We start from the raw sequence: 14,705 nt of genomic DNA, 5'->3' as shown, positions 1-14,705 counted from the left end.
ATTTATGTGTTACATTCTGCTCACTGCTCCTTTTTATCCCTTATCAGATGGAGAGTCTGCCCTGATTTGCTTGACAGATTCACAAACAACTTCATACATTTCCTTCATTCCGATTTCCGTTGCTTCAAAAGAATACGCATCAGAACTTTTGATCCCTATATTTTCAGCTTCTTCTGCAACATCTATGTTGGCACCCATAAAAATGAACTCCCAGCTGTATTTTTCTTGCTGGTGCTTTATGAGTTCACTGACTTTTTCATATGAGAATTCTTTGCTCGCATTTTCCTGTCCATCTGTCGTAATCACAAAAATCACTTTCCCTGGACGCTGTTCATCAGAAGTATTAGAAAGTCTGCGTCCTACATCTATGATCGTTTTCCCAATAGCATCTAAAAGTGCAGTCAGCCCTCTAACATAGTATTCTTCCTCAGTTAATTGGATGGATTTTGCATCTGCCCCACTCCAAAGAACTACATATTCATCATCAAATAAAACGGTTGTAAGCACTGTATCCCCTTGAAGCTTGCACTGGTTCTCAACAAAAGAATTAAATCCGCCAATAACATCCTTTTCAAGTCCGCCCATTGATCCGCTGCGGTCCAGCAAGAAGATAATCTCCGTTAACTTATCGTTCATGATCATCAACCTCCTTATATATTCATGTTATAATCATAACTGGAAATATCCATATTATGGTCGCTTTGAAAGCGACATTTTGGAGGCGGTCATTTGCTTAATCAAAAGTTTATTGATGAATTGAAAGACTACATAAGCAATACATTATTTTCTTCAGATTCCATTTACTATTCAACAGAATCAATTATTATAGACGTGTATTCGTCTGAAATAATTTCTCAAGATATCAAAGATTACATCGATAATAACCGCCAGCCTGTTCTAAACCAGGTATTATTTGACCTAATTGATAAAAGAGGCTTTACTGATGCACAAGTGTATAATAAGGCTGGATTAGACAGAAAGCTGTTTTCAAAAATAAGAACAAACCCTACCTATAAACCTAAGAAAAATACTCTTGTATCCATTGCATTCGCATTAAAGTTAAATCAAGATGAGTTTACTAATCTCTTAGAATCTGCTGGTTATTCACTCTCCAGAAGTGACACACAAGATCTTATTATTATGTTCTTTTTAGAGAAAAAAAGATATGATATCGACGAACTGAACGAGGCATTTGAAATCTTCACCCTTAAAAAGCAGAAGAAAAAAGCTGGGGATGGAACTTTAAATAATAAAATTTTAATAGAAACGTTAAAAACAATCACTGAATTGCAGCTAAACAAGCACAAAAAAAGCGACCTGTTCAACGCTGAATGTTTAACACGGCAGCCGCATCAACGCCGTAAAAACGTAATTGGGGACATATGTCCTAATGGAACATACTTCACCCTTTATAAAAATGGGTCATGGACTTCTAGAAATAAACTCGGAATTAAAACCATTGAACAGGCTATAAAGCACATAAAAATGGACATTGATTTTTTAAGCAGATAAGCATTTGTGAACAATAAAGCCCAGGAGCATCTGATGGAATATGCTCCTGGGCTTTATTTATTTTATCAGGTATTGAAGGGCCGCGATGAACGGAAATAGACAAAAGAGAAACGTTCAGCACGCGCTGACCGTTTTCTTTATCTGCATCTAAAAAGATCATCTAATTCTCTTAAGAAATCGCCTAACTCTTCCTCTGACTGAAACTTAAAAGAATAGCCAAAATGAATGGCTGTCTTGCCTCCATTCTTCCTTTTTGGAAAAATGCGCAGCGCCGTGCTATGCACAAGCCCGTCGCTTTTTTCGGTCAGACGAAGACACTCTGCTGTATCAGGATGAAGGACGATGTTGATTCCTTTTGTGTTCTGAGTATAGATGTTGTCTTTACTGATGATGTGTTCGTATTCTATTGCTTTGGTGGTTTCTTTAGATAGTTTGAAATGATATTCTGCGAATATCTCGTTCATGTGTCTCCCTACTTTCATGCCTCAACAGCTGAATTCAGACTAATTATCACCTTTTCCCTATTAATCCTGCATGTTCTTGTTAAAAAGAACAAGATTCATTTGAGAATCCCCCTGTTTTTCTTCTATGATTCTTCTAAATTAAACAATAGGCATCTGTCACGCATTCTCCTCCCCGGCATAGAATGAAAGGACTATTTTCAGGGAGGCTGACAGAGTGGCCATTTTAGAGATTGACTATACATCTCCAAAGAACAAGTATACTTATGATTTGAACAACAACCAGCTGTTTAAAGGAGACGCGCGTAATTATATAAACTCCCTCGGGCGCAATAACATGAACACCCTTGGCAACGTCTCGCTGCTTGATATCTTTTTGAGCAAAGGCAAGTATGTAGAACCGCATATTCACCAGAATGCGTCGGAGCTGGTTTATTGTGTATCAGGATCTGCCGTTGTTTCATTCATCAATCCGTTTACAAATCAGCTGATGAACTTTCCAATTAAACCCGGCCAAGTGGCAAATGTGCCGCAGGGATTCTGGCATTATGAAGTGGCTTCTGAAGACAATACTCACCTTCTTGCCATCTTTGATGCCCCATATCCCCAGGCGATTTTTGGATCTGACATCCTTCGCCTCACTCCAGCCAACGTCATGGCAGATACGTATTGCCTGGATGAGCGCAAATGGAAAGAAGACATCGCGCCGATTAAAAAAACTGTCATCATCGGTCCATCTAATGACTGCAATGGGAGACAGGAGTTTGAGCCGCCTGTTATGACTTATCAGCAGCAGTTGCCGGCTTACAATCCTTATGCAGCACAGTATTACAATCCGCAGGGGCATACTCAATATCCTTATCCTGCCCAGTATAATCCGTATTACTGAAAGGAAATAAGAAAACAAGACAGGAACTTTGCTCCTGTCTTGTTTCTATTAGGCCTGGATTTTCAATAACTCCTCAACTTCCTCCGCAGTCGGATAAGAAGACTGAGTACCGCGTTTAGTAACACTCAATGCAGCAAATGCTGTAGCCATTTTTATCGCCTGAAGCACATTCCCGTTTTTCGCAAAGTAGTGTGCAAAGCATCCGATGAATGCATCGCCTGCTCCAGTGGTATCAACCGCTTCCACTTTATGCGACTCGATTACTTGTGTTTTTTCCTTTGTAATCCACATCACGCCGCGGCTGCCCATTGTGACAATGACATCTTTTACTCCTTTTTCAATCAGGACAGATGCTGCTGCTTTGACTTGCTCATCAGATTCAACTGGCATGCCAGTTAAGATCTCAAGTTCACTTTCATTCGGTATGAAAAAGTCGCTTTTGCATACAAATTCAAAATCTAAATCCTTAGTTGCAGGTGCCGGATTTAAGATAACAGGAATGTCATTCTCTTTTCCAAACTCAATTGCGCGGTAAACCGTTGGAAGCGGAACTTCAAGCTGAAGAACAATAAGGGAGCATGTTTTAAGCTTCTCAGCTGCACGGTCAACATCATCTGGCTGCAAGTGCTGGTTTGCTCCTTTAATAATCAGGATGCGGTTCTTTGATTCCGGATCTACAAAAATCGGTGCTACACCGCTTGATGTACCTGGTACCTTCTTTGTAAACTCCGTATCGATTCCATAGTTTTCAAGGTTTTGAATTGTATTGTCTGCAAAAAGGTCTTCGCCAACTTTTGTGACCATCATGACGTCAGAACCCATTTTGGCAGCTGCAACGGCCTGGTTTGCTCCTTTGCCGCCGCACCCGATTTCAAAGTCAGGCGCTTCTAGCGTTTCCCCTTCTTTCGGCATTTTATCAATGTATGAGATAAGATCCACCATGTTGGATCCGATAACTGCTATATCCATGTTTTTTCCTCCTTATTTCTTTCCGGTTACAACCGTGAATGATCGTTCTTCCCCCGCTTTAAGCGAAATTAGCGTTCCTGCTTTCTCAGCAGCCTTGAAGCCTTCTGGCCGGCATGTTGCTGGCAGGACAAACGCTCCTACTTGCTGGTCCGAATTATGTAATAGCCATCTTGTGGCATAATTTAATTCCTCTGTTTTAAACTTTGTGAAGAAAATCACATCATTAGGCGATACCATTTCAAACTCTGCTATGTCTTCGTATTGATTGAGTTCATCTGCAAAAAACACAATCTCAGGGTCATACATGTCTGGATTGATTAATTGCGTGAGTAATTCTTCGCCAGTCGATAGCTTCTTATTATAATTCAGCCATTTTTCAGTCGGCTTCACATGACCTGGAATCGATTCCCTAAGCTTAAAAGCATCCTGTGGAATATTTTGCTTCATCACTGCCTGATCAAGATAGGCAAAATTTGTATGGCACATATATTGAAGCGGCATAGCTGCACCTGAGAGGTTTTTCACAGTCATATTCATCTTAATGAATGATTCTCCGCTTATCATTTCTACGCTTGGGGAAGCCAGGTAATGATGGCCGAAGCCTTTAACATACTCTGTCTCCCCGCATACTTTAATGCCTTTATCCGTAATCTCAAGCCACACTCTGTCCATCTCTGCACACGCCATTTCCCCGTGGAGTTCATGATCATCCCCGGGACCTGGGCATCCATTGCTGATTAATCCTGAATGAAAAGCGAAGCAGCCATATGTATCAATCACCCGTTCAGCCTTTTTTGGCTGAGAGAACATATTTTTCATTTTCAGATCAGCACCGTCAAATTCCAAATCCCAAATCATTTGGCCCATATAAGGAAGCACAACCATTCTGCCGCGGGAATTTTTCAGTTCAATCGCTTCGACACCAGATGGATATTTAAATAAACTTGCAGTAAATTCAGTGTTTCTGAAAATTACTTTCCTGCTTTCTGTGAAAAATGCACGCTGAAATTCTATCATACCTGTCATTCTTTCCATTCCTTTCGTGCCCACTATAGATCGGGCAGCCAGGATTACAGCTGCCTTTTCTATTGGTGACTAAGTCTTATGCTGTGGCTTTTGATTTTACTTGCTCAGCATTTTTTTGTGTTTTCATTTCACCGTAGAAATAAAAACCTACATAAACAAAGCAAGCCATCGATACAAGGAAAGCGGTCTGCATAGAACCGAAGATGTCAGAAGCAAATCCCTGAACGGCTGGGATAACTGCTCCCCCGACAATTGCCATCACTAGAATCGCTCCAGCTGTTTCTGTGTATTTTTTCTCTTTAACGACTTCAAGCGTTTCCGCATAAATTGTTGGCCAGCACGGTCCAAACAGCATGCTCACAGCAACCGCTGCATACACCGCTGTCATGTTCGGCACGAATGCCACATAAGCAAGCAGAACTGAACCAATGATTGAATATGTAACCAATACTTTTGAAGGTGAAAAACGAGTCATCAAGAAATTTGCAATGAATTTACCAATAAAGAATGCAATAAAGCTGTATACCATGAAGTTTGATGCTGTACGTTCATTAATGTCCGGATTAAGATCCAGCGCTAGACGTATCGTAAAGGACCAAACAGTTACCTGCATTCCTACATATAAAAACTGAGCGGCAATTCCTTTGCGGAAACGTTTAATGCCAGCTAAGTATTTAAGTGTCGGCAAGATGCCAGGTGCTTTCTCTGAAGCTTTGCTGCTTTTCACTTCCGGTTTACAAGATGGGAATTTCGTAAGAACAAACAGAATAAGTACACCGACAAGAACGAAAATAATATATTTATAAGGTTCAAGAGTATGTTCTAGCATTTTCAATCCAAACGCCTGTGCTTCTGCAGGAGTCATCGTTGCCATTTGTGCTTCAAGACTAGCGCCTTCCTGGAACACAAGATATTTTCCAAGCAGGATTCCGGAAATGGCACCAATCGGGTAAAACGTCTGGCTGATGTTCAATCGAAGAATCGCATACTTGCGCGGTCCGATCATTGAACTGTATGTATTCGCAGCCGTTTCAAGAAACCCTAAGCCAATTGCGATTGAAAAAATGGCAAATAAGAACATTGTGTAAGTGGCCATATGTGATGCCGGGTAAAAGAGTGAACACCCCACAATATAGAAAAGCAAACCTGTTATAATGGCAAACTTATAATTTGTTTTCTTGATAACCATAGAAGCAGGAATCGCTACCAGGAAATACCCTCCGTAAAAGGCACTTTGTACTAAAGCGCTTGCAAAATCACTAAGTTCAAACACATGCTTGAACTGTGTAATCAGAATATCATTCAAGCTTGCCGCCACTGCCCATAACGGGAACAGCAGAGACAAGAGGATAAACTGAAAAATCGGTGTGCGGTTCAAATACCCGTCCTGAAGCTGAATAATGTTGTTTGCCTTCATTTCTAACATCCCCTTTTGTCTAATTAATCTCTTATTCTATAAAAAGGTAAAAATAAAACGCTTTCATTATATAGAAAGGCGCAGGATCAAATCTGATCCATTGGTGCCCTGTTCTTATTCTCAGACCGGCTGACTCGATAACCGGCAAGATTCTCTGATTTTCAGCTCTGGAGACAATAAATACTCCCGCTTCGGAAGAGCTCCTTTAAATGAAATCCGCTCATGAAGCAGCTGAAAAGCAATTTCCCCAATCGCATTCATAGGTCTTGCAACGACACTAAGCTTTGGATTTAAGAATGTAGCAATATCCACTTCATCAAACCCAATGAACGAAACCTCACTGCCAAGCTTCCAGTTCAATTCATCCAGCGCTTTCATACACCCGATCGTCATCAAGTTGTTGGAAGAAAAAATCGCTGTCGGCTGATCATCCAGTTCAAACAGTTTCTTAGTACTCTCGATCCCGCTCTGCTCTCCGAAATCCCCATGAATCACATACCGCTCGTCCAATTCAATGTTGTAATCCTCAAGCGCCTTCTTATAACCCAAGAACCTTTCAAGTCCAGGGGTCGTGCTCTGCGGACCACATATGATCGCAATCTTTTCATGTCCCTGAAGGATTAAATGCTGAACCGCCTGATAAGATCCCTTCTTGTTATCCACCAGAACTGTATCTACTTCGAACTTCTTAATACTGCGGTCTACCGCCACAACTGGAATTCCCTGCTCATGAAGCAGCCTCAAGTGGTCCCCATTTTCATTGGCAGTCGTAATGATCACACCATCTACACCGCGTTCAATAAAATTCTTTACAATCTCCACTTCCACTTTCGGTGATTCATTGGTACTGCTCAAAATCGTAAAGTATTCCTTCTCACGGGCTTTCTGTTCAATCCCTGCCATAACAAGAGGAAAGAACGGGTTCTTGATATCAGGAACAATTACACCAATAGTATTCGTTTCTTTTCGCTTCATCGTTCTGGCTGCTGCACTGCGGATATAGCCAAGTTCCTCAATCGCCTTAAGGATCCGGTCCTCTGTTACCCTGCGAACGCCACCCTGGTTATTAATAACCCGGGACACAGTTGCAATCGAAACATCTGCAAGCTTAGCTACATCCTGAATATTTGGTTTTGCTTCCACTATCAACACCCCAAAAATGTAAACGTTTAGATTTTTTTAGAAAAAAAGGCGTTTACTGTGATTTCAACTATGTGATCGTCACTTTACAAATGTAAACGTTTAGATTTTATTCTTGGGATTAGATTAGCATGTTTGAATTCTGATGGCAAGATGTTTTTTGAATACGGTTTCATTTTTTTAATAAGGTGATTCTCATGCTCCCAATATACAAAAGAACCACCTTTATTTATACCGTCATCTTCCAACTAGAAACAGCCAGCCAATGCTCTTGCTCCTTATACCCCGGCATCATCTTCCCAACCAGGCGCCAGAAGGAGCGGTCGTGATTCAAATGAACCATATGGCACATTTCGTGGATGACGACATAGTCGATTACCTTCTGAGGTGCCATGGCCAGCTTCCAGTTAAAGGTCAGCTGCTGGCTGGCGTCACAGGTTCCCCAGTTCTTTTTGCTGTCGACGATGCGAACCGATCGTGGCTTCAATTTGAAGTTGGGCTGATAGGTTTTGATGCTCTTCTCAACGATCATTTTACATTGTTGATAATAAAATCGCTTCAGCGCCTGCTTGATTTTTTCATCCTCAAGCTGCTTTACATAGATCTGCAGCTTGTCTCCCTCAAACTCGGCATGATCCTGCTGGATGGTTTCATCATGAACAATCTGAATCGGATAGTCCCTTCCCAAATAAAGAAATCTCTCCCCATGTTCATAGACTTTCTTCTTCGGACCGAGCATCCGCTCCTTTATTTCCTTTGCTTTTGCCTGTATGAGACCCCAGTTTTCCTCTAGAGCCTGAACCACACGTTCATCAGATGTTCCTTTCGGAGCCAGGACCTCTACATTCCCATATTGGTCCATCCGAAGGCCAATGGACTTTCGGTTTTTGCAGGTAACCTCATACTGGATGGTTTCGCCTGAGTATGTATGAATCATCCTTACTTAAGCTCCTCTGTATTTTACAGCCAATCCCTTTAAGAAGTTTCTCGCGAATTTATCCCCGCACTCTTTGTAATTTTTATGGCCTTCTTTTCGCAATAAAGCGCCTAATTCCCCTTTTGTCACATGAATACCGGCTTTATCGAACACATCAAGCATGTCCTCACTTGTCATCGAGAGGGCAATTTTCACTTTTTTCAAAAGAAGATTGTTCACATTCGCACTTCGCCCCAAAGTCAGTTCCGGTGTTTCAGGCTGTCCCGGCTTTGGCTCCTGTTTGCCTCTTTTAAATGTCACGAAGCCATTTAAAAAGGACTCGAACATCACATTGTCGCATGTAATGTTCTCTTCATCCTCATCAAACTCATCATCGTAGCTGTCTTTTGATTTTGTAAGGATCTTCGGCAAATCCTGCCTGTCCACTTCAATCCCGCCAAGCTTAAAAATCTCTACCATTTCTGTATTTTTCAGATCCAGTGCATATCTTAATCGAATTAATATATCGTTATTATCCATCGATAAACCTCCTATATCATTGCCTATAGCGAAACCTGTCACTACATTTTAAACCACAACTATAGTGAATGCTACTTCCCTTTCCTCTTCATGTTGTTTCTGTACAAAAAAAGACCACTTAATGTGGTCCTTAATGCATATTAAACTAACATACCAAGCCCTTGATATTTTGTTTTTTGGCATCACAGGTAATTTTACAGGGTAAAGCCAGAACTTATCCGCTATAAACATTATCACATGTTCCTGCTTTGGGCTCATAAAAGCAATGTTTCTTAAATTGACCAGAAAAAGGCTGATCGTACCATGTTGGAGGGCATGGGGCATATGGATTGAAATACCATAGAGCAAATTTTGCCGGGTGCTCTCTCCAATAATCCAAATTCTTTTGTGCTAATCTTTTTTCAACAGACCTCGCTCTATTATAAAATACATTTCCTTTTTGAACCGCTTCAAAAGAGTAATTTCCTCCCTGCACTTGATAAATGACTTGTGGAATGGTTCTCAAGTTTTTAAAGTCTATACAATTTCCTTTAAGGCGATTAACAATGACATTCCCAACATATAACATCCCTTGTTTTCCTTCACCTTCAGCTTCTGCTCTCATCATCCTGGCCATTAAGGCAACGTCTGAATCTTTGTATTGTACTCTTGGCATTTTTTCACCCCAAAAATATAGTATGAACAATAGCCTAAATTGATGTCATTGTTATTAAAATTATGAAAAGGGTGCCTGCTTCCAGACAGTACATTCAGCTTTGATTAAAAACGAATATTTTAAATAAAAGGCTGTTTTCACATAGATTGTTGTTTTTGATTACTCTCTATAAAATTGGTTATTAAGCAGAATCAAATGCACGCTATAATTCCACAAATTTGGTTTTTGCACGGAAAAGTGGAATCAACCACATGCTCTGGTTCCATCATTTGGGTTTTTTGCAACGAAAAGTGGAATCAGCCGCATGCTATGATTCCATCATTTTGCTTTTTTGCACTGAAAAGTGGAATCAACCAATTCCCTCAATTCTCTGAAGAAATCAAGTTCCTTCCGCTACAGAACTTATAGTTATAACTTCTAGCCTAAAAGCACCAATCCTTAAGAAAAGAGCCAAATTGCAAAAGTTGTTTTCCATAAAAGCATTTATTACCCATATAATACTCAATCAATTTTATTTCCACCACAAGATACATTCTTCTATTTCATAGTTTGGCAATTGTGTCATTTATATGGTACTATAAATGCGAATATTTGTTCTGTACTTGGCAAGAATAAATGAATATGAGGGAAAGCAGGATGATACTTTCCTAACGTTGATGCAGCAATTTTTTTTTAGGCATTTTGCGAATCGAAAGGAGAAAGACGTTGAAAAATCAAAAAGAGTCGGCTGAAAATGGAGGAACATTCGGGAGCAGAGGAAACTTTTTGCTTGTTATGATTATGATTCTGGGTGTGTTTGTAGCCATTTTAAATGAAACGCTGCTTAACGTAGCCTTAACAAAGATTATGGATGACTTCGGAATTGAGCCGGGTACCGCGCAATGGCTGACTACCGGATATCTCCTTGTTATCGGCGTCCTTATCCCGGTAACCGCTTATTTAATTCAGCGTTTCACGACAAGAAGCCTGTTCCTTGGAGCGATGGGGCTGTTTACGGCTGGTACATTTGTAGCGGCTGTCTCTCCGGGAATAGAAATGCTTTTATTAGGAAGGCTGCTTCAGGCAGCAGGAACCGGACTGCTCTTTCCTTTATTGACGAATGTGGTCTTCTCCATCGTTCCTATAGAAAAAAGGGGTTCTGCAATGGGGACCATTGGAATTGTTATTACGTTTGCCCCCGCGATTGGACCCACGCTATCAGGAATCATTGTTCAGCATTTCAGCTGGCGGGTTCTTTTTTACGGCGTTCTGCCGATCGCATTGATAGTAATGGTCTTTGCCTTTATGAAGCTTAAAAATGTTACGGAGACAAGTAATCCGAAGATTGATCCCCTTTCGCTTCTCCTTTCAACATTAGGATTCGGGGGGATTGTGTACGGGTTCAGCAGTTCTGGAGAAGGACAGGGCGGCTGGTCGAGCTATGAAGTTCTCATCCCGCTAATAATCGGTGTTGTTGCTTTAGCCCTGTTTACGTGGAGGCAATTGACGATTACACAGCCGCTGCTGGATTTACGGACCTTTAAATACACCATTTTCAGGATGTCTACGGTAATTATGATGATTATCATGATGGCAATGTTTTCAGCAATGATGCTGCTGCCGATTTTCCTCCAGAATGCGTTAGGCTACAGTCCGCTTAAGGCAGGCTTGGTCATGCTGCCAGGTGGAATTGTCATGGGAATCATGTCGCCCATTACAGGCAGGTTATTTGATAAATTTGGCGCCAAATGGCTTGCGCTTATCGGCCTTGGGCTGGTAGCCAATACTTTGTGGCAATTTGCCTTCATTACAGTGTCAACCTCCTACAGCACGATTATGATTTTCAATACACTGTTAATGCTGGGGATTTCGATGGTTATGATGCCGATTATGACCAATGCTCTGAACGAATTGCCGCCTCCTTTATATCCGCACGGAACGGCTATTATCAGTACGCTTCAGCAGGTTGCCGGCGCTGTCGGGACAGCATTGCTTGTTTCTATCATGACCAATGGTTCTGCTCGTTTTATGGAAAATCCACTGATGAAAGAAGACCCGGCTGACTTACAAATACTAGCTATGATTTCCGGAATGAAAAGTGCGTTCTTATTTGCATTCGGACTGGTTGCCGCCGCATGGATCATTTCATTATTTATCAAACGTGCTATGCCTCAAGAACCGAGTTTGAAAATGAAGCAAGGTGCTGTGGAATGACAAAGAAATAACTCATTTCACCTTTGCATATAACCAACTAAAATAAGAATAATTGGTTATTATGAGTTCAATAAAAAGTTACAATGTTTCACCCCTCTGGTTATGTGTAGCCGAAGGGGTTTTTTTATATTAAATAAAAAAGCTTGAGCGGATCAGTTTGTTGGAAGGAGATGATTTTTGCTAAAAAAAACCTGTCAGCTTGTAAACGAAATCTTTTATACTCAATTTCAATTGTTTTCAAAAATTGGATATGGTATATTAACACCGTAACTTATTAAAGATATTTAATAAGTTAATTTTATAGGCGGTGAATCTAGTGAATGAGTTATTAGCTACTCCAAAATCTATGAAGAAGGTGATTCTTCGTGGTATTCGTACAACCCTTTTAGAACTTGGAAGTGCAACAAAAGCTGAACTCAGCCATACATTAGGAATTAGTTTTCCGACAATCAGTAAATTTCTAGCACAGATGGAGAATGATGGGGAAATTGTTTTAATCGGTTTAGATGGTTCTAGCGGCGGAAGAAGAGCAAAAAGATATACATACAATCCTGAGCATATGTTAGGTCTGTCATTATTTTTAGAGAGAACAGAAACGAATTACACCATTTTTAATTGTGCGGGAGAAGTAAAGGAACAAGGAAACGTTCCGAGTGTATTAATAGAAGATGGTTTAAATTTATTAACTAAGTGCATTGAAACCTTGATGGCCAAATACCCGAAAATCAGTTCTGCGGCAATTGGCGTTCCTGGTTCGGTTGATAGTGGCCGGATTTTTTATATACCAGGCTACGAGCAGTTTCAAAATTTCGATTTAAAAGGATACTTTGAGGAGCATTTTTCTATACCTGCCGTAGTGGAGAATGATATGAATGCTGCTGTACTCGGATATCACAATAATAGGGGAATTAAGGACAATCAATCCCTTATCTATTTGTATTCCGGCCAAAATGGCCCAGGTGCAGGAATTATGATAAATGGAGATGTGGTGCGAGGAAGCACTTTTTTCTCAGGAGAGGTTTCATTCGTACCTCAGTATGATGACCGGAATTTCAGGCAAGCTTTGGATAATGGAAGTGGAGCTAAAAAAGGAATGATCTGTGAGGACTATGAAATTGATGCAATCAGCAGGTTAACAGCCTCGTTTGCAGCTATCATTAACCCTCATACTATCATTTTTTGTAATGAAGAAGTTGAAAAAGCAATCTTAGATAAAATCACCATATGCAGCTCAAAATATATCCCGTCAGAACATCTTCCAGAGCTTACAATGAGTGATTGGAAACAAGACTATTTATTTGGCTTACAAACTCTGTGCCTTGATCTTATGATTGATGGAATAAACAGTTAATTTGTTTCTTTTTAACTATATTTGATCCGGGCTGTAATCATCTTTTCCATATAAACTATATATATGACTATAAAACTCAAGGGATAAAATAGTAAATGCTGCTGCAGCATTTATTATTTTATCATGTTACTTATTAAAGAAGTTTAATAAGTTTTTATTTCTTCACTTATTAAATATCTTAAATAAGTTTGTTTGCATAAGAGTTAGAAAAGTACAAGTGACCACAAAATAATTAAAGGAGAGTTTTATATATGACAATATTCCTTTTAGTCATCATTTATTTGGCTTTTATCAGCTTAGGCTTACCTGATTCATTATTAGGGGTAGCATGGCCTGTCATGCAATCGGACTATGGAGCCCCACTTGAGACTGCTGGATTACTTTTTATGACGATTGCAGGGGGGACAATTATTTCCAGTTTAGCTAGCGGACCGGTGCTTAAACGCTTTGGAACGGGAAATGTCACCGTTGTCAGCAGCTTTTTGACGGCTGTTGCTTTACTTGGTTTTCATTTTGCTCCATCACTTGTTTGGTTATTTGTATGTGCCGTACCACTTGGACTAGGTGCAGGGGCTGTTGATTCAGGATTAAATGATTATGTCGCCAGACGCTATAAGGCACACCATATGAGCTGGTTACATTGTTTTTGGGGTGTCGGAGCAACTTTTGGTCCTATTATTATGGCTCAATTTATTTCAGGACAACATTCTTGGAGAGATGGATATTTTGTAATTTCCGGAATTCAATTCGCGTTAGTTGTCATCCTTTTTATTACGTTGCCCTTATGGAACAAAGTAAACAAAAACAGCAATATCAGCTTAAATGAAAAGCCGGCAGATTTAAAAAGTGAATCTTATCATGAGGATTCTAAAGAAGTAAAACCTTTACAAATGAAAGGAGTTAAACTGGCACTGATATCATTCTTGTTTTATTGCGGGGTTGAATCAATAGTGGGTCTGTGGGGAAGCAGCTACTTGGTAAATGTCAAGGAGTTACCCGCAGCAGCTGCTGCACAATGGGTTTCCTTTTATTATGCAGGAATCACAATTGGAAGATTTATTACAGGCTTTATTACCTTTAAGGTGAGTAATCGTACTCTCATTCGGATGGGGCAAATGATAGCACTAGCAGGTTCCATCCTTTTACTCCTGCCATTGCCGTCAACTTTCTCCCTTGCTGGTTTTATTATGATTGGTTTAGGATTAGCACCGATTTTTCCTTGTATGCTGCATGAAACACCCACACGTTTTGGGAAGAAGCACTCCCAGACAATTATGGGCTATCAAATGGCTGTTGCCTATACAGGCAGTACATTCATGCCGCCTCTTCTTGGATTCCTTGCATCTCATTCAACAATAGGCATCTTCCCATTTTGCCTTGTTGTTTTTGTTGCAGGAATGCTGCTCAGTTCAGAAAAATTAAATACCTTCCTGACCAGGGATATATTAAAGAGCAGAGAAATAAGCTCATCAGCAGAGGTTTAATAGATAAAGTTACTTATTTTTAGATTTTAATTGTTCCTTTAAAGGTGAGCTTGTTAATTAAATCCCAATTTCTCATTTTTTACACTGAGAAATTGGGTTTTTTAATACTAAAATACTTTTAAGGCTGTAATACGCGGTATTCGCATATACAG

General features: G+C 40.2%; 14 protein-coding genes. 5 read left to right on the top strand and 9 right to left on the bottom strand.

Annotated features, from left to right (window positions below; all coding sequences use genetic code 11):
* Positions 1–33: 33 nt before the first annotated feature.
* Positions 34–636, bottom strand: coding sequence for a vWA domain-containing protein (locus ABEQ24_RS15485; RefSeq protein ID WP_430007614.1), 603 nt, complete (start codon positions 634–636; stop codon positions 34–36).
* Positions 637–729: 93 nt separating this feature from the next.
* Between ABEQ24_RS15485 and ABEQ24_RS15480 the strand changes: the two genes are divergently transcribed.
* Positions 730–1,512, top strand: a complete 783-nt coding sequence (locus ABEQ24_RS15480; RefSeq protein WP_430007613.1) for a hypothetical protein — start codon at positions 730–732, stop codon at positions 1,510–1,512.
* A gap of 137 nt (positions 1,513–1,649) precedes the next feature.
* Here ABEQ24_RS15480 and ABEQ24_RS15475 read toward each other — a convergent pair whose 3' ends face one another.
* Positions 1,650–1,976, bottom strand: a complete 327-nt coding sequence (locus ABEQ24_RS15475) for a hypothetical protein (protein ID WP_430007612.1) — start codon at positions 1,974–1,976, stop codon at positions 1,650–1,652.
* A 220-nt stretch (positions 1,977–2,196) separates the two neighbouring features.
* Here ABEQ24_RS15475 and ABEQ24_RS15470 point away from each other — a divergent pair, with 220 nt between their 5' ends.
* Positions 2,197–2,862 (top strand): cupin domain-containing protein, encoded by a 666-nt coding sequence (locus ABEQ24_RS15470; protein WP_430007643.1) that lies wholly within the window; start codon positions 2,197–2,199, stop codon positions 2,860–2,862.
* 48 nt (positions 2,863–2,910) lie between these two features.
* Here ABEQ24_RS15470 and rbsK read toward each other — a convergent pair whose 3' ends face one another.
* The 7 genes from rbsK to ABEQ24_RS15435 all read right to left on the bottom strand — a co-directional run bounded on the left by rbsK (position 2,911) and on the right by ABEQ24_RS15435 (position 9,525).
* Positions 2,911–3,831, bottom strand: a complete 921-nt coding sequence (gene rbsK / locus ABEQ24_RS15465; protein ID WP_430007611.1) for a ribokinase — start codon at positions 3,829–3,831, stop codon at positions 2,911–2,913.
* A gap of 12 nt (positions 3,832–3,843) precedes the next feature.
* Positions 3,844–4,857: an aldose 1-epimerase family protein gene (locus ABEQ24_RS15460; RefSeq protein WP_430007610.1), complete on the bottom strand. Its 1,014-nt coding sequence runs from the start codon at positions 4,855–4,857 to the stop codon at positions 3,844–3,846.
* A 76-nt stretch (positions 4,858–4,933) separates the two neighbouring features.
* Positions 4,934–6,274, bottom strand: coding sequence for an L-fucose:H+ symporter permease (fucP, locus tag ABEQ24_RS15455; RefSeq protein ID WP_430007609.1), 1,341 nt, complete (start codon positions 6,272–6,274; stop codon positions 4,934–4,936).
* A gap of 120 nt (positions 6,275–6,394) precedes the next feature.
* Positions 6,395–7,417, bottom strand: a complete 1,023-nt coding sequence (locus ABEQ24_RS15450) for a LacI family DNA-binding transcriptional regulator (RefSeq protein WP_430007608.1) — start codon at positions 7,415–7,417, stop codon at positions 6,395–6,397.
* 226 nt (positions 7,418–7,643) lie between these two features.
* A complete protein-coding gene (locus tag ABEQ24_RS15445; protein WP_430007607.1) occupies positions 7,644–8,351 on the bottom strand; it encodes a M48 family metallopeptidase in 708 nt (235 codons plus the stop codon).
* 6 nt (positions 8,352–8,357) lie between these two features.
* Positions 8,358–8,870, bottom strand: coding sequence for a DUF1456 family protein (locus tag ABEQ24_RS15440; protein ID WP_430007606.1), 513 nt, complete (start codon positions 8,868–8,870; stop codon positions 8,358–8,360).
* Positions 8,871–9,084: 214 nt separating this feature from the next.
* Positions 9,085–9,525, bottom strand: coding sequence for a cell wall hydrolase (locus tag ABEQ24_RS15435; protein WP_430007605.1), 441 nt, complete (start codon positions 9,523–9,525; stop codon positions 9,085–9,087).
* Between the two features lie 705 nt (positions 9,526–10,230).
* On the opposite strand from ABEQ24_RS15435, the gene ABEQ24_RS15430 reads away from it, so the two are divergent.
* From ABEQ24_RS15430 to ABEQ24_RS15420, 3 genes are all read left to right on the top strand, one after another.
* On the top strand, positions 10,231–11,718 hold the full coding sequence (locus ABEQ24_RS15430) for a DHA2 family efflux MFS transporter permease subunit (RefSeq protein WP_430007604.1): 1,488 nt from the start codon (positions 10,231–10,233) through the stop codon (positions 11,716–11,718).
* Positions 11,719–12,034: 316 nt separating this feature from the next.
* Positions 12,035–13,069, top strand: coding sequence for an ROK family protein (locus ABEQ24_RS15425; protein ID WP_430007603.1), 1,035 nt, complete (start codon positions 12,035–12,037; stop codon positions 13,067–13,069).
* 251 nt (positions 13,070–13,320) lie between these two features.
* On the top strand, positions 13,321–14,553 hold the full coding sequence (locus ABEQ24_RS15420) for an MFS transporter (RefSeq protein ID WP_430007602.1): 1,233 nt from the start codon (positions 13,321–13,323) through the stop codon (positions 14,551–14,553).
* Positions 14,554–14,705: the final 152 nt, after the last annotated feature.

It is taken from the genome of Metabacillus idriensis (genome assembly GCF_050483325.1).
Lineage (GTDB): Bacteria > Bacillota > Bacilli > Bacillales > Bacillaceae > Bacillus_P > Bacillus_P idriensis_A.
The sequence above is the reverse complement of the archived record's forward strand: the minus strand, read 5'-3'. Positions and strand labels throughout refer to the sequence as shown.

Coding starts and splice junctions, on each gene's coding strand:
- ABEQ24_RS15475 (WP_430007612.1), bottom strand. CDS start 1,976: ATGAACGAGATATTCGCAGAATATCATTTCAAACTATCTAAAGAAACC.
- fucP (WP_430007609.1), bottom strand. CDS start 6,274: ATGAAGGCAAACAACATTATTCAGCTTCAGGACGGGTATTTGAACCGC.
- ABEQ24_RS15445 (WP_430007607.1), bottom strand. CDS start 8,351: ATGATTCATACATACTCAGGCGAAACCATCCAGTATGAGGTTACCTGC.
- ABEQ24_RS15485 (WP_430007614.1), bottom strand. CDS start 636: ATGAACGATAAGTTAACGGAGATTATCTTCTTGCTGGACCGCAGCGGA.
- ABEQ24_RS15435 (WP_430007605.1), bottom strand. CDS start 9,525: ATGCCAAGAGTACAATACAAAGATTCAGACGTTGCCTTAATGGCCAGG.
- ABEQ24_RS15440 (WP_430007606.1), bottom strand. CDS start 8,870: ATGGATAATAACGATATATTAATTCGATTAAGATATGCACTGGATCTG.
- rbsK (WP_430007611.1), bottom strand. CDS start 3,831: ATGGATATAGCAGTTATCGGATCCAACATGGTGGATCTTATCTCATAC.
- ABEQ24_RS15460 (WP_430007610.1), bottom strand. CDS start 4,857: ATGACAGGTATGATAGAATTTCAGCGTGCATTTTTCACAGAAAGCAGG.
- ABEQ24_RS15420 (WP_430007602.1), top strand. CDS start 13,321: ATGACAATATTCCTTTTAGTCATCATTTATTTGGCTTTTATCAGCTTA.